The following is a 22,324-nucleotide window of genomic DNA, read 5'->3' on the forward strand; positions in this document are numbered from 1 at the left end:
CCCGCACCCCGGAAAGCAGGCGGCGGCTGCGGGCCCGCACATGGGATACTGGCGGTTGCATCCACACACACCAACGGAACGGTCAGCACTCCATGGCTTCGGTCCCCTCACTTGCCGCTACGGTCCGCCGGCGCGTCTCGGAAGCACTCTCGGCAGCCCTGCCGGAGGCCGGCTCCGCCGACCCGCTGCTGCGACGAAGCGACCGGGCCGACTTCCAGGCCAACGGCATGCTGGCCCTCGCCAAGCAGCTCAAGGGCAACCCCCGCGAGCTGGCGGCGAAGGTCGTCGGGGCGATCCCCGCCAATGACGAGATCAGGGACATCGAGGTCTCGGGGCCCGGTTTCCTCAACATCACCGTCTCCGACGCTGCCGTCGTACGCACCCTCGCGGCCCGTGCGGCCGACGACCGCCTGGGCGTCCCGTACGCGGAGCACCCCGGCACCACGGTGATCGACTACTCGCAGCCGAACGTCGCCAAGGAGATGCACGTCGGCCACCTGCGCTCGACGGTGATCGGCGACGCGATCGTGCACGTTCTGGAGCACCGCGGCGAGCGGGTCATCAGGCGCCACCACATCGGTGACTGGGGCACCCAGTTCGGCATGCTCATCCAGTATCTGACCGAGCACCCGACGGAGCTGGACCACGAGTCGGACGCGTCAGCGGGCACCGAGCAGGGCGAGGCCGCCATGGCGCGCCTCAACAGGCTCTACAAGTCCTCGCGCGCTCTGTTCGACTCCGACGAGAAGTTCAAGGCGCGGGCCCGCGACCGCGTGGTGCAGCTCCAGGCGGGCGACGAGGAGACCCTCGCCCTCTGGCACAAGATCGTCGACGAGTCCAAGACGTACTTCCAGGCCGTGTACGACGAGCTGGACGTGGAGATCCACGACGCGGACATCGTCGGCGAGAGCGCCTACAACGACGACCTCCAGCAGATCGTGAAGGACCTGGAGGAGTCCGGCGTCGCCGTGCGCTCCGACGGCGCGCTCTGCGTGTTCTTCGACGACGTGAAGGGCCCGGACGGCAATCCGACCCCGCTGATCGTCCAGAAGTCCAACGGCGGCTTCGGCTACGCCGCGACCGACCTGGCCGCCATCCGCGACCGCGTCGGCCGGCTGCACGCCGACACCCTGCTGTACGTGGTGGACGCCCGCCAGGCCCTGCACTTCCGGATGGTCTTCGAGACGGCGCAGCGCGCCGGCTGGCTGCCGGAGGGCACGGCGAAGCAGCTCGCGTTCGGCACGGTCCTGGGCAAGGACGGCAAGCCGTTCAAGACCCGCGAGGGCGAGACGATCCGCCTGGTGGACCTGCTGGACGAGGCGACGGAGCGCGCCGCCGTGGTCGTACGGGAGAAGGCGCAGGACCTCACGGAGGAGGAGATCCAGGACCGCGCGAAGCAGGTGGGCATCGGCGCGGTCAAGTACGCGGACCTGTCCAACTCGATGACCCGCGACTACGTCTTCGACCTGGACCGCATGGTCTCCCTCCAGGGCGACACCAGCGTCTACCTGCAGTACGCGTACGCCCGCATCCGCTCCATCTTCCGTAAGGCCGGCGACCACAGGCCGGCCCCGCACCCGGAGCTGGAGCTGGCCCCCGCCGAGCGCGCGCTGGCCCTGCACCTGGACGAGTTCGGCGACACCCTGGCCGCTGTCGCCGAGGAGTACGAGCCGCACAAGCTCGCCGCGTACCTCTACGAACTGGCCTCGCTCTACAGCCCGTTCTACGAGAACTGCCCGGTCCTGAAGGCCGACACCGACGCGGAACGCGAGAACCGCCTCTTCCTCTGCGACCTCACGGCCCGCACCCTCCACCAGGGCATGGCCCTCCTGGGCATCAGGACCCCCGAGCGCCTGTAGGGCTCTGATCGCCGTACGGCGGATTCCGGGTGTGGGTGGGCACCTCCACCCACACCCGTTTTCCGTCCGGCAGGAGTACGTAGCCGAAGTCCTCGGCCCTCTCGCGCAGCATCCACAGTCCGCGCCCGGACTCCGCCGTCCAGTGCGGGACGGTCACCACGGGCGCCAGCGGGCAACCGTCCGTGACGCTGACGAACACCGAGCCCGTCTCCTCGCCCCTTCGCAGCTCCAGCTCACAACGCCGGTCCTCAACGTGCCGGTACACGTTGCTGAGCAACTCCGTCACCGCGTGCAGCACGGTCTCCTCTGCGCACCGCGGCTGCCCCCACGCCCGTATGGCCGCCTTCGCCAACCGCCTGAAGTGCGGGATCTCCTCGATCCGGACGGTCAACGTCCAGGTGTGCGTGAGGGGTTGGGCGAAGACGGCCATGTCGCCTCCTGCGGGTCGAGCGGCCTGGGGAGCGACACGTTGGCGCGAACGCGTCCCGCTGCGCAAGTCGTTCAGCTACTTTTTGGAGCTATCCAATGATTCGGTACACGATCGGGTGATGCGCAGGACTGCGAGCGCCAAGACAAGTGAAACTTGTGCTTCCCCCGCACAACTGGGAGCCGCCCCATGGGAGTTCATGCCCCTCGCACCGCACGCCGCCGCAAGCTCGGTTCGGAACTCAAGGCACTGCGCGAAGCCGCAGCGGTCTCCGTCGAGCAGGCGGCGCAGCGCATCCACGGCGACAACAGCAAGATCAGTCGGCTGGAGACCGGCCGACAGCGCATCACACGCCTGGAACTGGATGCGCTACTGGAGCTGTACGCCCTCCGGGATGAGCATCTCCGCTCCGGTCTTGTCGCGCTCGCGACTGAGGCACGCAAGCGCGGCTGGTGGCGCCAGTACAGCGAACTGCTGAGGAGCGACTTCCAAGAAGTACTGAGCCTGGAGAGCGACGCGGCCACAATCCAGGCATTCCAGCCGATGCTGATTCCCGGACTTCTCCAGACTCCCGCGTACGCCACCGCCGTGCTCCGCGAACTCACTCCGGGATTCAGTGAAGAGGAGCTGGACTCCTACCTCTCGATCCGTATGGCACGGCAGGAGATCTTCACGAAACCGGACCCACCGCACTATCTGTGCGTCCTCACCGAAGGGGCACTGCGCCAGGAGGTGGGCGGCGCGGAGGCCCAGGCCCAACAGCTGTGCCACTTGCGGAAGATGAGCAAGCCACCGCAGCTCACGATCCAAGTTCTGCCCTATGCGCAGGGCGTACACGTCGGCATGGACGGGCCGTTCAGCATCTACTCGTACCCGGACCCGATGGACCTTGATGTGGTCGGAGTAGAGTACTTGGACGGGAAGCTCTACCTGGAAGAAGAACGCCCCGTATCCCGCTACCGGATGGCCTTTGACCAGCTTCGCTCGTGCGCTCTATCGTCCCGGCAGTCTCTCGAACTCATCTCCCATATCGCGAGAGACCTCGAATCCCGCTAAGAGGCACCCGGATCATGCTGCACAGTCTTCCCGAGAACACCTGGCACAAGTCTCCCTACAGCTCGGACACAGACGGCAACTGCGTCGCATGCCGCAAGCTCCCTCACGGGGAAACCGTCGCCGTCCACGACACCAAGGACCCGACCCGGGGAACCCTCCACATCCCGGCCCCGGCGTGGAACGCCTTCCTCAGCGCGGTGACCGCCCAGCCGGCGTAGGCGAACCCGCACGCGCGTGAAGGCGTACGGATTCCAGCGGGAACCGTACGCCTTCAAGAGTCACCCCCGAGGGCCCGCGCAAAGCGGCAGGCCGCGGCAGGCCGTTACCGCAGCAGCCGTGAGGCCGCCTCGGAGGCCCAGTACGTGAGGATCATCCGCGCACCGGCCCGCTTGAACCCGGTCAGGGTCTCGATGATCGCGGCATCGCGGTCGATGAGCCCCTTCTCCGCAGCGGCCTCGATCATCGCGTACTCCCCGGAGATCTGGTACGCGCCCACCGGCACATCCGCCCGCTCCGAGACCTCCTTCAGCACGTCGAGGTAGGGCATCCCCGGCTTGACCATCACCATGTCAGCGCCCTCGGCGAGGTCGAGCGCCAGCTCGCGCAGGGCCTCGCGCCCGTTGGCCGGGTCCTGCTGGTACGTCTTGCGGTCGCCGGTCAGCGAGGAGCCGATGGCCTCGCGGAACGGCCCGAAGAAGGCGGAGGAGTACTTCGCCGTGTAGGCGAAGACGGCGACATCGGTGAATCCCGCGCCGTCCAGCGCCGAGCGGATGTGCGCGATCTGCCCGTCCATCATGCCGCTGGGGCCCACCACATGAGCCCCGGCCCCGGCCTGGACACGGGCCATCTCCGCGTACCGCTCCAGCGTCGCGTCGTTGTCGACGCGCCCCTCACCGTCCAGCACACCGCAGTGCCCGTGGTCGGTGTACTCGTCCAGGCACAGGTCGGACATGACGACCAGGTCGTCACCGACCTCGGAGCGCACATCGCGCAGCGCGACCTGGAGGATGCCCTCCGGGTCGGTACCGGCCGTGCCCACGGCGTCCTTCTTCGCGTCCTCGGGCACGCCGAAGATCATGATCCCGCCGAGACCCAGGGCCACCGCCTCCGCAGCCGCCTTCTTCAGCGACTCGCGCGAGTGCTGGACGACGCCCGGCATCGAGGAGACCGGCACCGGCTCCGCCGCGCCCTCCCGTACGAAAACCGGCAGGATCAGGTCGGACGGGTGCACCCGGTGTTCCGCGACCATGCGGCGCATCGCGGCCGTGGTCCGCAGCCTGCGCGGACGTGCCGCCGGGTAGGCGCCGTAAGTGCTGCTCACGAACGTGTCCTCCTCCTGGCCGGACGCTTCTCGCTCGGCCGCTTCACAGTTTCGCCCGCTCCGACCGCGTCGGACCTGCGCTGGGCGCCGTAGTCGGCGAGCGCCTCGGCCAGCTTGTGCACGGACGGCTCGGGCGACATGACGTCGACCCGCAGGCCGTGTTCCTCCGCCGTCTTGGCGGTGGCCGGGCCGATGCACGCGATGACCGTGACGTTGTGCGGCTTGCCCGCGATACCGACCAGGTTGCGCACGGTGGAGGACGAGGTGAACAGCACCGCGTCGAACCCGCCACCCTTGATGGCCTCACGGGTCTCGGCCGGCGGCGGCGAGGCGCGCACCGTGCGGTACGCGGTGACGTCGTCGACCTCCCAGCCCAGCTCGATCAGCCCGGCCACCAGCGTCTCGGTGGCGATGTCGGCGCGCGGCAGGAAGACACGGTCGATCGGGTCGAACACCGGGTCGTACGGAGGCCAGTCCTCCAGCAGTCCCGCAGCCGACTGTTCGCCGCTGGGCACCAGGTCCGGCTTGACGCCGAAGGCAACCAGGGCACGCGCCGTCTGCTCGCCCACAGCTGCGACCTTGATCCCGGCGAAGGCGCGCGCGTCGAGCCCGTACTCCTCGAACTTCTCCCGCACCGCCTTGACGGCGTTGACGGAGGTGAAGGCGATCCACTCGTAGCGGCCCGTCACCAGGCCCTTGACCGCGCGTTCCATCTGCTGCGGGGTGCGGGGCGGCTCGACGGCGATGGTCGGCACCTCCGCGGGCACGGCGCCGTAGGACCGCAACTGGTCGGAGAGGGAAGCAGCCTGTTCCTTGGTGCGCGGCACCAGGACCTGCCAGCCGAACAGCGGCTTGGACTCGAACCAGGCCAGCTGATCGCGCTGCGCGGCGGCGCTGCGCTCACCGACCACGGCTATGACGGGCTGCGCGCCGTCGGCCGAGGGCAGCACCTTGGCCTGCTTGAGGGTCTGCGCGATGCTGCCGAGTGTGGCGGTGAAGGTGCGCTGCCGGGTGGTCGTACCGGCGAGCGTGACCGTCAGCGGCGTATCGGGCTTACGCCCGGCCGCCACCAGTTCTCCTGCCGTGGCGCCGACCGTCTCCAGCGTGGTGGAGACGACGACGGTGGCGTCGCTGGCGCCGACCTCGGTCCAGCAGCGGTCGTCGGCCGTACGCGCGTCGACGAACCGCACGTCGGTTCCCTGCGCGTCCCGCAGCGGTACTCCCGCGTAGGCGGGGACCCCCACGACGGAGGCCACGCCCGGCACCACCTCGAAGGGGATGCCCTCGGAAGCCAGCGCGAGCATCTCGCGGGCCGCGTCCGAGTCGAGTCCCGGATCGCCCGCGACCGCACGGACGACCCGCTTGCCGGAGCGCGCGGAGGCTATGGCAGACTCGCCCGGGTCGACAGCAGCATCGCCCGCCGGGGCAGGGGCAGTTGATAGCCCGTCAGCCTCCGGCCTGAGCGGTGTGTCCACCCCCACGCGCGCGTGGGGCCGGACGACATGATGCACTCGCGGGTCGGCCACAAGCACTTCGGCCTGCGCCAGCGCCTCCACGGCGCGCAATGTCAGCAGACCCGGGTCCCCGGGCCCGGCACCCAGGAAGGTGACGTGTCCGTGTGCACCGTGCAGGTGCTGTCTCGCTACTGCCGTGTTCTGTACGGTGCTCGACTTGTCGGCGTGCGACCTGTCGGCGGCGGTGGGGCTCAAAGTGCTCGCTCCCCCATCAGACCGGCTGCGCCCTTGGCGAGCATCTCGTCGGCGAGTTCGCGCCCCATGCGTTCGGGGGTCGTGACATCTCCGTCGGAAGCCGGGGCGGGACCGGTGGTGGACAACTGCACAAGCGTCTTGCCGTCGGTGCTGCCGACGACGCCACGCAGGCGCATTTCGGTGACAACCTGCCCCTCGACAAGCAGGTCGGCCAGCGCCCCCACAGGTGCGCTACAGCCGGCCTCCAAGGCGGCGAGCAGGGTTCGCTCGGCGGTGACGGCGGCCCGCGTGTGCGGGTCGTCCAGCTCCGCGAGCTGTGCGGCCAGGTGCGCGTTGGACGCCGCGCACTCGACAGCCAGTGCCCCCTGGCCAGGGGCGGGCAGAATCGCGTCCGGGGTGATCAGCTCGGTGGCCTCCTCGTCGAGGCGCCCGACACGCTGGAGTCCGGCGGCGGCGAGCACGACCGCGTCAAGCTCACCGGAGCGCACGTACCCGATTCGCGTGTCGATATTCCCCCGGATCGGTACAGTCTCGATCTCCAGGCCCAACGAGCGTGCCCAGCCGTGCAGTTGAGCCATACGGCGGGGCGACCCCGTACCGATGCGCGCGACACCCGGCGCAGCCGCGGCGACCAGCGCCTCGAAGCCGAGCCCGTCGCGGCCCACCAGCACATCCCGCGGGTCCGCACGCGGCGGCACGGCCGCCAGCGTGAACTCGGCGGGCTGTGTGGTCGGCAGGTCCTTCAGCGAGTGCACGGCGAAGTCGATCTCGCCGGCGCCGAGCGCGTCACGCAGCGCGTTGACGAACACACCGGTGCCGCCGATCTGCGCGAGCTGCTCCTTGCTGGTGTCGCCGTACGTGGTGATCTCGACCAGCTCGACGGGGCGTCCCGTGAGCCTGCGCACCTCCTCGGCGACCAGCCCGGACTGCGCCATGGCGAGCTTGCTGCGCCGAGTGCCCAGCCTGAGCGCCGGGGCCTGGTCTGGGGCGTGGGGGTTCATTGCCGCTCCTGTTCCGGATTGCTGACAGCGGCGACCGCCTGCGGGTCGAGGTCGAAAAGTTCACGCAGCGCGTCCGCGTATCCGGCGCCACCCGGTTCGCCCGCGAGCTGCTTGACGCGCACGGTCGGCGCGTGCAGCAGCTTGTCCACAACTCGGCGCACGGTCTGCGTGATCTCCGCGCGCTGTCTGTCATCCATCTCGTGCAGCCGCCCTTCGAGCCGCGCCATCTCACTGGCGACGACATCGGCGGCCATCGTGCGGAGCGCCACCACGGTGGGCGTGATCGTCGCGGCCCGCTGGGCTGCGCCGAAAGCGGCGACCTCCTCGCCCACGATGCCGCGCACGGCTTCCACATCGCCCGCCATCGGCGCATCGGCCTCAGCCTCGGCCAGCGACTCGATGTCCACCAGCCGTACCCCGTCCACCCGGTGCACACCGGCGTCGACGTCGCGGGGCATGGCGAGGTCCAGCAGCGCCAGCGGCGGTATGCCCGCACCTGCGCCCACCGGGGCATCCGCGCCCCGACGGCGCGAGGCGTCCTCGACGACCTCGGTGGAGAGCACGAGCCCAGTCGCCCCCGTACAGGAAACGACCACATCGGCCTGCGCCAGCTCGGAGTTGACCGACTCGATGGGCAGGGCGCGGGCGACGAGCCCGTCCCCGCTCTCCCCGGCCGGGCCTTCTCCGGCCAGCGCGGCGGCAAGCCGCTCGGCGCGGGGCAACGTCCTGTTAACGATCACCAGTTCGGCCACACCGGCGCGCGCGAGCGTCGCAGCCGCCAGCGAGGACATCGAACCGGCGCCGATCACCAACGCCCGCTTCCCGCGCACCCATTCGTCCACGGGCGCCCCTGCGGCAAGCTGTTCCAGACCGAACGTGACCAGCGACTGACCGGCCTTGTCGATCCCCGTCTCCGAGTGCGCCCGCTTGCCCACCCGGAGCGCCTGCTGGAAGAGATCGTTCAGCAGCCGCCCCGCGGTGTGCTGCTCCTGCGCGACGGCGAGCGCGTCCTTGATCTGGCCGAGGATCTGCCCCTCGCCCACGACCATCGAGTCCAGCCCGCACGCCACGGAGAAGAAGTGGTGAACGGCGCGGTCCTCGTAGTGCACGTACAGATACGGGGTCAGCTCCTCAAGCCCCACACCGCTGTGCTGCGCGAGCAGCGTCGACAGCTCGGCGACGCCCGCGTGGAACTTGTCGACGTCCGCGTACAGCTCGATCCTGTTGCAGGTGGAGAGCACGGCGGCCTCACCGGCCGGCTGGGCGCTCACCGCGTCCTGCAGGAGCTTGCCCCGCTCCCCCGGCTCCAGCGCGGCACGTTCCAGCACGCTCACCGGCGCGCTGCGGTGGCTCAGACCGACGACGAGCAGACTCATGCCGGCATCACGGCGGGGACGTCCCCGTCAGGTCCGGACTCGGGGCGCTTGGACCGGGGCCGCTTGGCGACGGCTGCGGCCGGCGGGGCCGCGGGAGGAGCGGTGTCCTCGTCGTGCTCTCCGTGCGGCTCCTCCCCGGCCTTGCGCTGCTCGTGGAAGGCGAGGATCTGGAGCTCTATCGACAGGTCGACCTTGCGCACATCGACACCGTCGGGAACGGTCAGCACCGTCGGAGCGAAGTTCAGGATGGACGTGATCCCGGCGGCGACCAGCCGGTCGCACACCTGCTGCGCGGCGCCGGCCGGAGTGGCGATCACGCCGATGGAGACCCCGTTGTCCGAGATGATCTTCTCTAGCTCGTCGGTGTGCTGCACGGAGATGCCGGCGACCGGCCGCCCCGCGAGCCCCGGGTCCGCATCGATCAGCGCCGCGACGCGAAAACCACGCGAAGCGAAACCGCCGTAATTCGCAAGTGCGGCGCCGAGGTTGCCGATACCAACGATCACAACCGGCCAGTCCTGCGTCAGGCCGAGCTCCCGGGAGATCTGGTAGACGAGGTACTCGACGTCATAGCCGACACCCCGCGTCCCGTAGGAGCCGAGGTACGAGAAATCCTTGCGCAGCTTGGCCGAGTTGACCCCGGCGGCTGCCGCCAGCTCCTCCGATGAAACCGTGGGCACGGAGCGCTCGGAAAGCGCCGTGAGTGCCCGCAGATACAGCGGGAGACGGGCGACGGTTGCCTCGGGGATTCCCCGGCTGCGACTCGTCGCCGGTCGGTGATTTCGGCCAGTTGCCACGGTGCTCCTGCCGTTTGCGCGAAGCGGTGAGCGGTCGTACGTGAGGCACTCCCCCGGACCGCTCCGTCGCGCCCAGGCTATGCCTTTGTGAACGCGTGCACAAAGATGCTGTCCGCTTTGTCCAGGCAACGTGACCGGCGCCACACGTACCAACGGGGACACGCGGTCACACTCCTCACGTATACGCCCCCGAACGGCAAAACGACCTCGATCGTAATCGAAACCAGCTCGAATCCTGACCACGATCGCGCTCGACGGAACGGGTCCGGGCGGGGTTCGACCCCCGCCCGACCACGCCTCAGGGCGCGCTCCGTCACGCCTTGAGCGCGGCCCGCAACCGTTCGGGATCCACCCGCCAGAAATCGTGTTGTTCACCATCGACCAACACAACAGGGATCTGCTCCCAGTACTTCCTGTAAAGCTCCTGGTCCTGGTTGATGTCCTTCTCCTCCCAGCGCGCGCCCACTTCGTCGCACACCCGGATCACCACGTCCCGTGCCACCTCGCACAGATGGCACCCCGGTTTCCCGATCAACGTCACAGTCCTCATCCCCCCATTCTCCAGCCCCACCCACTCCCCGAACCCCACACCGGAAGACCGGGCCCGCTCCCCGGGGGACGACCCCCGAACCCCCAGCCGTTCACCACGCTCACCCACCCGACACCACCGCGTAACGGCCCCACCTCACGCCCCTGACCCCCGGGGGACGACCCCCGAACCCGCAGCCGTTCACCACGCTCACCCACCCGACACCACCGCGTAACGGCCCCACCGAACAAACTGGCTATGCTCGCGACATGGCCCTTCCCGCATGGCTCACCTCCCGCAAGCGCTCCGCCACCGCGCGCAGCGTGCTCGCAGGCGAGGCCGCTGCGGAGGCGGCGCGCAAGCAGGAACAGGCCGATCAGGCGGAGCTGGCCGCACGCGCGGAGGAGGAGGCCGAGGGCGGCGAGGAGCCCGAGTTCCCCGTCGTCGGGGACGCGCACGCCGCGGCCTTCTTCGACCTCGACAACACGGTGATGCAGGGCGCCGCCCTCTTCCACTTCGGCCGCGGCCTCTACAAGCGCAAGTTCTTCCGCAAGCGCGAACTCACCCGATTCGCCTGGCAGCAGGCGTACTTCAGGCTCGCGGGCTCCGAGAACGCCGACCACATGCAGGACGCGCGCGACAGCGCACTCTCCATCGTCAAGGGACACCGCGTCCACGAGCTGATGGCGATCGGCGAGGAGATCTACGACGAGTACATGGCGGGCCGCATCTGGCCCGGCACCCGGGCCCTCGCACAGGCACACCTGGACGCCGGCCAGAAGGTGTGGCTGGTGACGGCCGCACCCGTCGAGACGGCGACGATCATCGCCCGCCGGCTCGGCCTCACCGGCGCACTCGGCACCGTCGCCGAGTCGGTCGGCGGCGTCTACACCGGCAGGCTCGTCGGCGAACCCCTGCACGGCCCCGCCAAGGCGGAGGCCGTACGCGCCCTCGCGGCGGCCGAGCGGCTGGAGCTGGACCGCTGCGCGGCGTACAGCGACTCGGCGAACGACATTCCGATGCTGTCGCTCGTCGGCTATCCGTATGCGATCAATCCTGACAGCAGGCTTCGCGCACACGCTCGCGAAATGGGCTGGCGCCTTCGCGATTACCGCACCGGCCGCAAGGCCGCGAAAGTAGGTATTCCGGCAGCCGCGGGAGTAGGAGCGCTGGCCGGCGGGGCAGCCGCCGCCGTCGCCCTGCAACGCCGCCGCCGCTAGGCCCCTCACTAGGTCAGTGCCACTGTGTGCCGGGTGCGCCGCGCCCGGCACACAGCCCTGTGGCGACCAATTCAGCAGTCTTACCCGGCGCCTTACCCGGCCAGTCCCCCGCGCCCCGGTCGGCCACAACTCGTTCTGCGCGTGACAAAAACAGTCGCAGAATCGATCAGCCTTTGCCCACACTCCGCTACCGAGTGCGGCCCCATTACGTAACAGAGCAAACCGAAACGACGATTTCGGCAACTAGGTGTAGTGCTGCCTGTACGAAGCGTTATTCTCCTCAGACGCAATCCGGAACCCACCCGCCCTGCACAGGGCGACCGGTCCCGCACTGCACGTGATGGAAGCTCTGCCTCTGGGAGTCCCGTGTACCCACACGTCGGGGTTGACACCTCGGGCCTGGCTACGCTGCGCACGACAGTCATCGACCAACTGCGCGCATTCGTCCCCACCGCGTACGCCGTCCCTGCCCTCGCCGCAACAGCCGCACCTGTCCCTGTCCTGTCCGCAGTAGCCGCACCTGTCCCCGCCGGCCCCTGCTATGCCCTTGCCGAAGGCGCCGCCGGCGCCACGACCGCCACCTCCGCCGGCTCGCCGCCCCCGGCAACCACCGCTTCCCGGCCCCCGGCCGGCAGGCGCTCACGCGGCTCCGGCACGACGGCCCGCCGCCCCGCCGCCTCGGACACCGACAGCCGCCGCATGATGGACCTCGTCGAACGGGCCCAGGAAGGCGAGGCCGATGCCTTCGGCCGCCTGTACGACCAGTACAGCGACACCGTCTACCGCTACATCTACTACCGCGTCGGTGGCCGGGCCACCGCCGAGGACCTCACCAGCGAGACCTTTCTCCGCGCTCTCCGCCGCATCGGTACGTTCACCTGGCAGGGCCGCGACTTCGGGGCCTGGCTCGTGACCATCGCCCGAAACCTCGTCGCCGACCACTTCAAGTCGAGCCGCTTCCGCCTCGAAGTGACCACCGGCGAGATGCTCGACGCGAACGAGGTCGAGCGCAGTCCGGAGGAGTCGGTTCTCGAATCCCTCTCCAACGCCGCCCTGCTGGAGGCCGTACGTAAGCTCAACCCCCAACAGCAGGAGTGCGTCACGCTCCGATTTCTCCAGGGGCTCTCCGTCGCGGAGACGGCCCGCGTCATGGGCAAGAACGAGGGCGCGATCAAGACCCTCCAGTACCGCGCCGTCCGCACCCTGGCCAGGCTTCTCCCCGACGACGCGCGCTGACCCCAGAAGTGCTCCCGCACCCCTGCGGTCACATCATCGTGACTCCGTAACCCGACTGGCTTGCCGCTCGTTGTGGGGGTTGCAGACTCCCCGCAGCCGTGGCATGCCCGGGTTTCACTCACCTTCCTGAGTGGACACGAGCGACCACACAACCTTCCATATGTGGTGGGGAGTCGATCGTGCTGACGAGAGGAGGTGCCGCCGGTGATCGGATCCGTGTCGACGAGCCGACGGGCAATCGCCTTCGCCCAGGCCCTGGATGAGCGGGAGCTCGACGAGGGTACGGCGGCCGACAAAGCTCCACCGGACACTGCGGGGGGCAGCGGCGGGGCACCACCAGGGCAGTCCACCGAGCGCACCGAGCGGTCGCTGCTGTCCCTGGCGGACGAACTTGAGGCCCTGCCCAGGCCGGAGTTGGACCCGGAGGTCAAGACCGTTCAGCGCGCCCAGCTGATCGCGGCCATGGAGGCGGCGTTCGCTGAGGGCGAGTCCGGAGCGGAGGGCGCGCACTTCCCCGAGCAGCGCGACGCCCGCGCGAGGTCACGCCTCGGCGGCGGGGGCGGCTCGCACCGCGCAACCGGTCTTGGTCCCCTGAGCAAGCTGCGCCCCAAGTCCCGCCTCGGCAAGGGACTGGCGGCCGGCGGGCTGAGTGTCGGAGTCGCCGCCAGTGCGTTCGGCGGTGTCGCGGCGGCAAGCACCGACGCACTTCCGGGGGACTCGCTCTACGGCCTCAAGCGGGGAATGGAGGACCTCAAGCTCGACATGGCGGGCGATGACGCGGACAGGGGATCGCTGTTCCTGGACCACGCCTCGACCCGTATGCAGGAGGCCCGCCGCCTGATGGAACGGGACCGCGCCGGCCTGCTGGACCACGAGTCACTGGCCGAGGTCCGCCGGGCGCTCGCCGGGATGCGGCACGACGCCTCCGAGGGGCACAGGCTGCTGAGCGAGGCGTACCGCCAGGACGGCGACATCGGCAGGATGCAGTCGCTGTCCTCGTTCTCCAAGAGCCACCGCGCGGGCTGGGCGCAGCTCCGTGACCGGCTGCCGAACCAACTCACGGACGTGGGAGACGAGGTCAGTTCGGTCTTCGACGCCATAGACAGTGACGTCGGACCGCTCCGTTCGCTCTTCCCGCGCGAACAGGAGGGGGAAGCGGCGCCCCACAGGTCGCCGGAGACGAGCGACCGTACGGGCGAGGAGGAGCCCTCGGCCGAGCCCAGCGCTCCCTCGTCCGACGGTATGGAAGGGCAGCGCGACGGTGCGAGCGAGAAGCCCGAGCCGTCCGAGCCCCAGGAGAAGAACGAGGGCCTGCTCGGCGGCGATCTCTTCGACCCGTCGCAGGAGCCACATGACGAGCGGCAGCCGTCCGGCCCCGACTCGGAGAAGGACGGCAGCTCCGGTGGCCCCTCCTCCTCGGGCGGCAAGCCCGAGGTGACCCTGCCCCCGATCGTCCCGGACGTGCTGCCCGGTCTCGGGCTGGACGACGGCGACAAGAAGTAGCGCGAAGTACCGCCCGGTGCGGCGGCGTTCGGTCACTTCCCCGCGGAAGACGACCGACCGCCGCCGCACCGGCTGTTGTGCCCCTCTTCTTCCGCCGCCCCCGCGGCCCGTAGGCGCCGGACCGTCTACGGGGCTTCGGCCCGCTGGGCCCGTACTCCGTCCAGTCCTCGGCGCCGCTGAGACAGCCTCCCCGGCCCGCTCAGAAGAAGACCGACCTTCGCCGCACCAGCAGTTTGTAGAGCGTGTGCTGAATGGTTTCGCGGACCTGGTCCGTGAGGTTGAACATCAGCATGGGGTCCTCGGCCGCCTCCGGCGGGTAGCCGTCCGTGGGGATGGGCTCACCGAACTGAATCGTCCACTTCGTCGGCAGCGGTACTGCGCCCAGCGCCCCCAGCAGGGGGAACGTCGGGGTGATCGGGAAGTACGGGAATCCCAGAAGCCGGGCGAGCGTACGGGAGTTGCCGATCATCGGGTAGATCTCCTCGGCCCCGACGATCGAGCACGGCACGATCGGTGCGCCGGCGCGCAGCGCCGTGGAGACGAAGCCGCCCCGCCCGAACCGCTGGAGCTTGTAGCGGTCGGCGAACGGCTTTCCGAGCCCCTTGAAGCCCTCGGGCATCACCCCGACGACCTCGCCCCGCTCCAGCAGCGCCTGCGCGTCCTCGGCGCAGGCGAGCGTGTGCCCCGCCTTGCGTGCCAGCTCGTTCACCAGCGGCAGCATGAACACCAAGTCGGCGCCCAGCAGCCGCAGATGGCGGCCGTCCGGATGGTGGTCGTGGACGGCGACCTGGAGCATCAGCCCGTCGAGCGGAAGCGTCCCCGAGTGGTTGGTGACGACGAGCGCGGGCCCCTCGGCGGGGATGTTCTCCAGCCCTTTCACCTCGACCCGGAAGTACTTCTCGTAGACCGGGCGCATCAGGGACATCAGGACCTGGTCGGTCAGTTCGCGGTCGTACCCGAAGTCGTCGACCTCGTAGTCGCCGGTGATCCTGCGCCGCAGGAAAGCCAGCCCCCGTGAGGCGCGCGCGTCCCAGTCGCTGCCGAGCATGCGGTCGAGCAGGCCGTTCGCGGGCCTCTCCTGCTCGTGTGTGCCGCCCGCCGCGCCGGCCGCACCCGTGCCCGTACCGGCGTCCTGGTCGGCCCGCTCACCGGCTCCTGCCGCCGCGTCCGCTTCGGCTTCCGGGCCCCGGCCGGGCCCGGGCCCGTCGCCGGGCTCCTCCGGGCGCTGCCCTGTCCCGCGCTGCTCGTCCGCTGCCCGCCGACCGGGTACGGGGGCCAGCGGCGAAGGCTGCCCTGGCTTGTCGCTCTTGCGCCGTCCGGCGCCGCCGGCTCCCCCGGCGGCGGAGCGGCTCCGCGCGCCACGTGCCGTCGCTCCGCGGGGGCGGTCCCTGTCGTCGTCGAAGGGTATGACCTTCGCGTCAGCCATGGTGAGGTACCTCCTCCTGCTTCCCGGCAGCCGGGTTCCCGTTCGGCGCCAGGAGTCCCGCGAGCCGGTCGACCGCTTCCGCGAGCCGCCTGGGCTGCAGCAGCCCCTCGCCGCGTCCCTGTGCGAAGGCGGCGAGCGTCTCCTCGGTCGTATGGCGCGGGGTGAAGCCGAGCACCTCGCGTGCGTGTGCGGTGCGGACGACTCGTCCGTGCGTCAGCAGCCGGATCTGTTCGGGCGAGAAGTCGGTCGCGCCCACGGAGCGCAGCACGCTCCGGCTCCAGCGGATCGCGGGCAGCAGCATCGGCACCGTAGGGCACCCGAGCCGCCGCGCGCACTGCGAGAGCAGCAGCACGCCGTCGCCGGCGATGTTGAACGTTCCCGCGGTCAGTGCCCCGTTCCTGGGTTCGCCTGCCGCCAGTCGCAGCACGTCCGTCACATCGTCCTCGTGCACGAACTGCAGCCGCGGGTCGTAGCCGAGCACCGTCGGCAGTACGGGCAGCGAGAAATAGGCGGCGAGCGGCGACTCGGCGGCGGGCCCGAGGATGTGCGCGAACCTCAGCACGGTCACCGCCACATCGGGGCGCCGCCGCGCGAAGCCGCGCACATAACCCTCGACCTCTACGGCGTCCTTGGCGAAGCCGCCGCTGGGCAGCGCCTTGGCCGGTGTCGTCTCGTCGAAGACGGCGGGGTCGCGGGGCGCTGAGCCGTACACGCTCGTGGTCGACTTCACCACGAGGCGGCGCACGGAGGGCGCCTTCTGGCAGGCGCCCAGCAGCTGCATGGCGCCGATGACGTTGGTCTCCTTGGCCGAGGTCCGGCTGCCACCGCGCGGGTCCAGCGGTGTGCCCTGGACGTCCATGTGCACGACCGTGTCGACGGCGTACTCGGCGAGTACCTTGCCGATGGCGGGCTGCCGGATGTCGGCCTGTACGAAGTGCGCCGCGCCCAGTCGGTGCTGGGGCGGCTGTGCGTCGACGCCGATGACGCGGTCGACCCCGGGGTCGCGCTGGATACGGCGTACGAACAGCGCCGCGAGCTGCCGGGCAGCACCGGTGACGAGCACGACCTTGCCCAAGATCCCTCCCCAGGTGCCTGATACGGCACGAAGATGCCCGAACGCGCGGCTGCCCCGCCACCGTATCGGGTGACTGTCGCACCGCGACGACCGCAGGCTGCGGCCCGCACGAAGAACCGCCGCCTCCCTCCCCGCAGGAAAGCGGGGAGAAAGACGGCGGTCAGTGGCGTGCGGTGCGCCCGCTCACTTCTTGTTGCGACGCTGCACGCGCGTGCGCTTCAGCAGCTTGCGATGCTTCTTCTTAGCCATTCGCTTACGCCGCTTTTTGATGACAGAGCCCACGACTACCCTCGCTCACGGATCATCCCCGCTTGCACGGGGCGAACTCATTTCGAATCACTCGGTGCGGGGCGTCCGAGCCCACACGACCTACATGCGGCCAGCCTACCCGCCACCCAGTAATGCTCGAAAACGAGGGTCGCCAGGGGCTCCGATCTCAGGAGCCGGTCACATCCGATGCCGGCCTAAGCGCTCTCCACCCCCACATAGGACTCTTGGAGGTACTCATGGACAGCCTTCTCCGGCACCCGGAAGGACCTGCCTACCCTGATCGCCGGCAGATGACCGCTGTGCACCAAGCGGTACACGGTCATCTTCGAGACTCGCATCACCGCGGCGACTTCCGCCACGGTCAGGAATACGACCTCATTCAGAGGTCGATCGCTAGCAGCCATGTCACACCTGAACCTTCCGCACATGTCGGGCACCGGCTTCCCCTCCGGTGACTCCTGCTCGCATGTGCGCTCCTCCCCAGATTAGGGGCGGGTGATGCAAGTGGGGAAGAGGAGTAGCGATCGGCCGCCTACTGTGACAGACACGCTCGATTGAGTACATAGCGAGTAAGCGGGCGGTAGTAATCGGACCGCACAGCGTCATCAAGCGGAACTGCCACGGACACCCTCCCCTCGGCCTGCCCGACGAAGAGTGCCGGATCGTCCGTATCCGCCGGACCAATGGCCTCGATACCGAGCTGACCTGCCCCGCAGACCCATCCGTGGTCTCCGATGACCAGTTCTGGGAGCGGCATGCCCGCGGCGAAAGCGGCGTCCAGCGCGACCCTAAGCGGCAGCGGGGAGTGCGTGTGCACGCCCCGCGTGCGGAGCCTCTGCTGTGCGCCGGATTCGCAGACCATCGCGACTCCCCGTACGTAGGAGAGGTTGCACTGACGTACCCCAAATCGGGTCGCTATGTCGACACGATGCCCCTGCGCCGGTGCTAGGACTTGGCACCCTGCCGCCGACAAGGCTGAGGCCAATGTGGCGTAGAAGTCCAGGAGTCGGTCAGGGTGGCCGGTCCCGAGGAGCACCGGGGCCCGCCGGTCGGCCGCGCTGCGGAGGCGTACGGCGAAGGAATCGAGGGCGACGATCGTGCGATCAGGATCAATGGTGTCCTGTCCGGAAACGGTCCCCGGATCTGCCGATACCCCACACTCGGCGGCCATCAACCCGATCAACTCCGGAACCTTCCATTCACCTTCAGGCTCCAATCCGATCAGCACCCGTGGGTCCCGCGCGGCGAAGAGCCGGTACCGCGCCAGGCTCTTCTCCCTCGGCGTCGCGACGGTCCCCGCGAGCCCGGAGGCGACAAGCTGCTCCCGCAGCCCGGATACGCTCAACACGGCGCCCATGCTCGCGCGTTGGGGCTCCCCGCACAGCATCGGCGACCGGTTGCCACCCGCCGAACTCCCGTACGGCAGCGCGCTGCGGACCCGCCCCAGCTACGGCAGCAGCCCGTGCGCGGGGAACACCGCGTGCCGCGTGGCCCGCACCGCCTGGTCCAGCCGGTCGGCGGGGTCGTAACCGGCGTCCCACGACCGCCAGCCGGGCTCCAGCCCGTCCGTCATCCTGCGCGGCACGGTCGCGTGCCCCGTCCGCGCGTACACCTCTTGCCGCCATGCCTCCGGCACTTCCGTCTCACGCGCCACAGGCGCCCCCGCGGCGATGGCCACCAGGTGCGTCCACGTACGCGGTACGACCTCCACCACCGCATAGCCCCCGCCGCCCAGCGCCAACCACCGCCCCTCCGCGTGCGCGTGGGCCCAGGCGTGCGCCGACTCCGCCGCCACGCGCTGCGCGTCCACACTCACCGCGAGATGCGCCAGCGGATCCTCGACATGGGTGTCGGCGCCGTGCTGGGTCACCAGCACCTCGGGCCGGAACGCCGCGAGAAGTTCGGGCACCACCGCGTGCAGCGCCCGCAGCCAGCCCTCGTCCCCCGTGCCGGGCGGCACCGCGACGTTCACCGCGCTGCCCTCCGCCTCGGGGCCGCCCCGCTCCTCCGGCCACCCCGTGCCGGGGAAGAGCGCGCTCGGGTGCTCGTGCACAGAGACCGTCAGCACCCGCGGATCGTCCCAGAACACCGCCTGGACGCCGTCACCGTGATGCACGTCCAGATCGACGTACGCCACGCGCTCGGCCCCCAGCTCCAGCAGCCTCGCGATGGCCAGAGCCGGGTCGTTGTACACGCAGAAGCCCGAGGCAGCGCCCGGCATGGCGTGGTGCAGCCCGCCGGCGAAGTTCACCGCGTGCAGCGCCTTGCCCTCCCACACCGCCTCGGCGCCGGCGACGGACTGCCCCGCGATCAGCGCCGAACTCTCGTGCATCCCCGCGAACGCTGGATCGTCGGGCGTTCCCAGCCCGTAGTGCCGCTCGGCGGCCGACGGATCCAGGGATGCCCGGCGTACGGCGTCGATGTAGTCCTCCCTGTGCACCAGCCGCAGCGTCGAGTCACCGATGGCCTTCGCAGCGACGACGCTCAGCTCCGGCGCCCTGTCCACCCGCAGCGACTCCACCAGCCGCATCGTCAGCGCCAGCCGCACCGGATCCATCGGGTGACCGTGCCCGAAGTCATAGCCCGTGACGTCCTCATCCCACATCAACTGCGCGCGACCGCTCATGCCCGTCACCGTATCGGCCCCGCCCGGAGAAGGTGGAGGCGTAGAAGAGTGTCACCAGCACCAACACCATCGGCACCAGCATCGCCCCGCGGTACGACCACGCGTCCCCCACCGCCCCCACGAGCGGCGAACCCACCAGGAAACCCACGTAGTTGAAGATGTTCAGCCGCGCGATGGCCATGTCCGACGCGTGCGGGAAGAGCCGCCCCGCCGCGGCGAAGGTCTGCGGAACGATCACACACAGCCCGAATCCCAGCAGCGTGAACCCCGCGATCCCGCCCCACGCCCCCGGCGCCATCGCCACCACGGCGAATCCCAGCGCGGCGCCCACCGTCCCGGCACGCACCACGGCGGCAGCCCCGAACCGCCGCACCCCCACGTCCCCCACGGCCCGCCCCAGCAGCGTCGTGACCATGTAGACGTTGTACGGAACGGTCGCCAGCTGCTCCGAACTGCCCAGTACGTCCTGGAGGTACTTCGCGCTCCAGTTGGAGACGGTCGAGTCCCCGATATAGGCGAAGGCCATCACCAGACAGAGCGGCAACAGCAGCTTCCCCGAGAACGCCCCGCTCTCCGAAGCACCGCCCTGCTCAGTGCCCTTGTCCCCGCCGCGCTCACTGTCGACGTACCAGCGGCTCGCCATGAGCGACAACGGCAACAGCACCGCCACCACAGGCCCGTACAGCACCACCAGCGCCAGATCCCAGTGCGCCCCGACCCAGGCGAGCGACGCCCCGACGATCCCGCCGAGGCTGTACGCGGCATGAAAGCTGAGCATGATGCTGCGCCCGTACGCGCGCTGCAGGCTGACTCCGAGCATGTTCATGGCCGCGTCGAGCATCCCGACGCCGAACCCGAACGCCGCGAGCGCGCAGCCGAGTTGAACGAACCCCTCGCCGGCGCCCACACCCACCAGCGCGAGCATCGCCCCGGCCTGCGACCACCGCAGCACCGCACTGGGCCGCACCCGCTTCACCAGGTGCTCGGCTCCCACGCTCCCTACGCCCGCCACCACAGGGACAGCGGCCAGGAAGGCAGGCAGGAGCGCGTCGGATATCCCATAGCGGTCCTGCACCGCCGGGATACGCGTCACCAGCAGCGCGAACACCGCACCCTGGGCAAAGAAGCCGACGGCCAACGCCACCCGACCCCGCGACAGCGGTCCTCGTGTCATGAGCGCTGAGCGTAGAAGCGCACGCTACGGGTGGGTAGATGTACGCCGCAGAGAATGAGGAAAACCGGTTCAAGAAATGGAAAAGCCCCGTTGGGGTGTCCCAACGGGGCTTTCTCTACAAGGAGTTCGGCGGTGTCCTACTCTCCCACACGCTCCCGCATGCAGTACCATCGGCGCTGAAAGGCTTAGCTTCCGGGTTCGGAATGAGACCGGGCGTTTCCCTCACGCTATGACCACCGAAACACTATGAAACACACAACCGGCACAACCCCACACAGAAACAAATCCTGTATTTGTGGGGGTGCTCAGAGGTTGTTGCCTCAGAACCTACACAGTGGACGCGAGCAAACATGGACAAGCCCTCGGCCTATTAGTACCGGTCACCTCCACCCCTTACAGGGCTTCCAGATCCGGCCTATCAACCCCGTCATCTCCAGGGAGCCTTAACCAATCAAGTTGGTGGGAGTCCTCATCTCGAAGCAGGCTTCCCGCTTAGATGCTTTCAGCGGTTATCCTTCCCGAACGTAGCCAACCAGCCATGCCCTTGGCAGAACAACTGGCACACCAGAGGTCCGTCCGTCCCGGTCCTCTCGTACTAGGGACAGCCCTTCTCAAGACTCCTACGCGCGCAGCGGATAGGGACCGAACTGTCTCACGACGTTCTAAACCCAGCTCGCGTACCGCTTTAATGGGCGAACAGCCCAACCCTTGGGACCGACTCCAGCCCCAGGATGCGACGAGCCGACATCGAGGTGCCAAACCATCCCGTCGATATGGACTCTTGGGGAAGATCAGCCTGTTATCCCCGGGGTACCTTTTATCCGTTGAGCGACGGCGCTTCCACAAGCCACCGCCGGATCACTAGTCCCGACTTTCGTCCCTGCTCGACCCGTCAGTCTCACAGTCAAGCTCCCTTGTGCACTTACACTCACCACCTGATGACCAACCAGGCTGAGGGAACCTTTGGGCGCCTCCGTTACTCTTTAGGAGGCAACCGCCCCAGTTAAACTACCCACCAGACACTGTCCCTGATCCGGATCACGGACCCAGGTTAGACATCCAGCACGACCAGAGTGGTATTTCAACAACGACTCACAGAACACTGGCGTGCCCTGATCACAGTCTCCCACCTATCCTACACAAGCCGAACCGAACACCAATATCAAGCTATAGTAAAGGTCCCGGGGTCTTTCCGTCCTGCTGCGCGAAACGAGCATCTTTACTCGTAGTGCAATTTCACCGGGCCTATGGTTGAGACAGTCAAGAAGTCGTTACGCCATTCGTGCAGGTCGGAACTTACCCGACAAGGAATTTCGCTACCTTAGGATGGTTATAGTTACCACCGCCGTTTACTGGCGCTTAAGTTCTCAGCTTCACCACACCGAAATGTGACTAACCGGTCCCCTTAACGTTCCAGCACCGGGCAGGCGTCAGTCCGTATACCTCGCCTTACGGCTTCGCACGGACCTGTGTTTTTAGTAAACAGTCGCTTCTCGCTGGTCTCTGCGGCCACCCCCAGCTCAAGGAGCACGTCCTATCACCAGAAATGGCCCCCCTTCTCCCGAAGTTACGGGGGCATTTTGCCGAGTTCCTTAACCATAGTTCACCCGAACGCCTCGGTATTCTCTACCAGACCACCTGAGTCGGTTTAGGGTACGGGCCGCCACAAAACTCGCTAGAGGCTTTTCTCGACAGCACAGGATCATCCACTTCACCACA

20 protein-coding genes and 2 rRNA genes are annotated in these 22,324 nt (G+C 68.8%); 6 read left to right on the forward strand and 16 right to left on the reverse strand.

Annotation, left to right across the window (positions count from 1 at the left end; genetic code table 11):
- Positions 1 to 92 precede the first annotated feature (92 nt).
- A complete protein-coding gene (argS, locus tag NMN56_RS18055) occupies positions 93 to 1,859 on the forward strand; it encodes an arginine--tRNA ligase (RefSeq protein ID WP_274040501.1) in 1,767 nt (588 codons plus the stop codon).
- On the opposite strand, the gene NMN56_RS18060 is transcribed toward argS, so the two are convergent.
- Entirely contained in the window at positions 1,837 to 2,289 is a 453-nt protein-coding gene (locus tag NMN56_RS18060; RefSeq protein ID WP_274040502.1) for an ATP-binding protein, read from the reverse strand. The two genes, argS and NMN56_RS18060, sit on opposite strands and share 23 nt — an antisense overlap.
- A 186-nt stretch (positions 2,290 to 2,475) precedes the next feature.
- Between NMN56_RS18060 and NMN56_RS18065 the strand changes: the two genes are divergently transcribed.
- The gene (locus NMN56_RS18065) at positions 2,476 to 3,342 is read left to right on the forward strand and encodes a helix-turn-helix domain-containing protein (protein WP_274040503.1); all 867 of its coding nucleotides are present in this window, start codon (positions 2,476 to 2,478) and stop codon (positions 3,340 to 3,342) included.
- Between the two features lie 14 nt (positions 3,343 to 3,356).
- Positions 3,357 to 3,560, forward strand: a complete 204-nt coding sequence (locus tag NMN56_RS18070) for a DUF397 domain-containing protein (protein ID WP_274040504.1) — start codon at positions 3,357 to 3,359, stop codon at positions 3,558 to 3,560.
- A gap of 104 nt (positions 3,561 to 3,664) precedes the next feature.
- On the opposite strand, the gene hemB is transcribed toward NMN56_RS18070, so the two are convergent.
- From hemB to NMN56_RS18100, 6 genes are all read right to left on the reverse strand, one after another.
- Positions 3,665 to 4,663: a porphobilinogen synthase gene (hemB, locus tag NMN56_RS18075; protein WP_274040505.1), complete on the reverse strand. Its 999-nt coding sequence runs from the start codon at positions 4,661 to 4,663 to the stop codon at positions 3,665 to 3,667.
- Positions 4,660 to 6,294 carry a bifunctional uroporphyrinogen-III C-methyltransferase/uroporphyrinogen-III synthase gene (locus NMN56_RS18080; protein WP_274040564.1) on the reverse strand — a complete coding sequence of 545 codons (1,635 nt, stop codon included), beginning with the start codon at positions 6,292 to 6,294 and terminating at the stop codon, positions 4,660 to 4,662. The genes hemB and NMN56_RS18080 overlap by 4 nt, the downstream gene beginning before the upstream one ends.
- Positions 6,295 to 6,368: 74 nt before the next feature.
- A complete protein-coding gene (gene hemC, locus NMN56_RS18085; RefSeq protein ID WP_274040506.1) occupies positions 6,369 to 7,373 on the reverse strand; it encodes a hydroxymethylbilane synthase in 1,005 nt (334 codons plus the stop codon).
- Entirely contained in the window at positions 7,370 to 8,749 is a 1,380-nt protein-coding gene (locus tag NMN56_RS18090; protein WP_274040507.1) for a glutamyl-tRNA reductase, read from the reverse strand. Before NMN56_RS18090 ends, hemC begins: the two co-directional genes overlap by 4 nt.
- Positions 8,746 to 9,546: a redox-sensing transcriptional repressor Rex gene (locus tag NMN56_RS18095; RefSeq protein WP_274040508.1), complete on the reverse strand. Its 801-nt coding sequence runs from the start codon at positions 9,544 to 9,546 to the stop codon at positions 8,746 to 8,748. Before NMN56_RS18095 ends, NMN56_RS18090 begins: the two co-directional genes overlap by 4 nt.
- A 313-nt stretch (positions 9,547 to 9,859) precedes the next feature.
- Entirely contained in the window at positions 9,860 to 10,096 is a 237-nt protein-coding gene (locus NMN56_RS18100) for a glutaredoxin family protein (protein WP_274040509.1), read from the reverse strand.
- Positions 10,097 to 10,344: 248 nt separating this feature from the next.
- Between NMN56_RS18100 and NMN56_RS18105 the strand changes: the two genes are divergently transcribed.
- The 3 genes from NMN56_RS18105 to NMN56_RS18115 all read left to right on the forward strand — a co-directional run bounded on the left by NMN56_RS18105 (position 10,345) and on the right by NMN56_RS18115 (position 14,034).
- Positions 10,345 to 11,295, forward strand: coding sequence for an HAD family hydrolase (locus tag NMN56_RS18105; protein WP_274040510.1), 951 nt, complete (start codon positions 10,345 to 10,347; stop codon positions 11,293 to 11,295).
- Between the two features lie 366 nt (positions 11,296 to 11,661).
- Entirely contained in the window at positions 11,662 to 12,531 is an 870-nt protein-coding gene (locus NMN56_RS18110) for an ECF subfamily RNA polymerase sigma factor, BldN family (protein WP_274040511.1), read from the forward strand.
- A 204-nt stretch (positions 12,532 to 12,735) separates the two neighbouring features.
- Positions 12,736 to 14,034, forward strand: coding sequence for a DUF5667 domain-containing protein (locus NMN56_RS18115; RefSeq protein WP_274040512.1), 1,299 nt, complete (start codon positions 12,736 to 12,738; stop codon positions 14,032 to 14,034).
- Between the two features lie 199 nt (positions 14,035 to 14,233).
- On the opposite strand, the gene NMN56_RS18120 is transcribed toward NMN56_RS18115, so the two are convergent.
- From NMN56_RS18120 to NMN56_RS18160, 9 genes are all read right to left on the reverse strand, one after another.
- Entirely contained in the window at positions 14,234 to 15,460 is a 1,227-nt protein-coding gene (locus NMN56_RS18120; RefSeq protein WP_274040513.1) for a lysophospholipid acyltransferase family protein, read from the reverse strand.
- Positions 15,453 to 16,535 carry an NAD-dependent epimerase/dehydratase family protein gene (locus NMN56_RS18125; protein WP_274040514.1) on the reverse strand — a complete coding sequence of 361 codons (1,083 nt, stop codon included), beginning with the start codon at positions 16,533 to 16,535 and terminating at the stop codon, positions 15,453 to 15,455. The genes NMN56_RS18120 and NMN56_RS18125 overlap by 8 nt, the downstream gene beginning before the upstream one ends.
- 183 nt (positions 16,536 to 16,718) lie before the next feature.
- Positions 16,719 to 16,817 carry a 30S ribosomal protein bS22 gene (locus NMN56_RS18130; RefSeq protein ID WP_003948845.1) on the reverse strand — a complete coding sequence of 33 codons (99 nt, stop codon included), beginning with the start codon at positions 16,815 to 16,817 and terminating at the stop codon, positions 16,719 to 16,721.
- 182 nt (positions 16,818 to 16,999) lie between these two features.
- Positions 17,000 to 17,209 carry a helix-turn-helix domain-containing protein gene (locus tag NMN56_RS18135; RefSeq protein WP_274040515.1) on the reverse strand — a complete coding sequence of 70 codons (210 nt, stop codon included), beginning with the start codon at positions 17,207 to 17,209 and terminating at the stop codon, positions 17,000 to 17,002.
- Between the two features lie 128 nt (positions 17,210 to 17,337).
- Positions 17,338 to 18,162, reverse strand: a complete 825-nt coding sequence (locus NMN56_RS18140) for a phosphatase (protein ID WP_274040516.1) — start codon at positions 18,160 to 18,162, stop codon at positions 17,338 to 17,340.
- A 90-nt stretch (positions 18,163 to 18,252) separates the two neighbouring features.
- Positions 18,253 to 19,431, reverse strand: coding sequence for an acetoin utilization protein AcuC (locus NMN56_RS18145; RefSeq protein ID WP_274040517.1), 1,179 nt, complete (start codon positions 19,429 to 19,431; stop codon positions 18,253 to 18,255).
- A complete protein-coding gene (locus tag NMN56_RS18150) occupies positions 19,400 to 20,605 on the reverse strand; it encodes an MFS transporter (RefSeq protein WP_274040518.1) in 1,206 nt (401 codons plus the stop codon). The genes NMN56_RS18145 and NMN56_RS18150 overlap by 32 nt, the downstream gene beginning before the upstream one ends.
- A gap of 124 nt (positions 20,606 to 20,729) precedes the next feature.
- Positions 20,730 to 20,846: ribosomal RNA gene (rrf, locus tag NMN56_RS18155) — 5S ribosomal RNA — on the reverse strand.
- Between the two features lie 109 nt (positions 20,847 to 20,955).
- Positions 20,956 to 22,324: ribosomal RNA gene (locus NMN56_RS18160) — 23S ribosomal RNA — on the reverse strand; the annotation flags it as partial.

The organism is Streptomyces iconiensis (assembly GCF_028657195.3).
Classification (GTDB): Bacteria; Actinomycetota; Actinomycetes; order Streptomycetales; family Streptomycetaceae; genus Streptomyces; species Streptomyces iconiensis.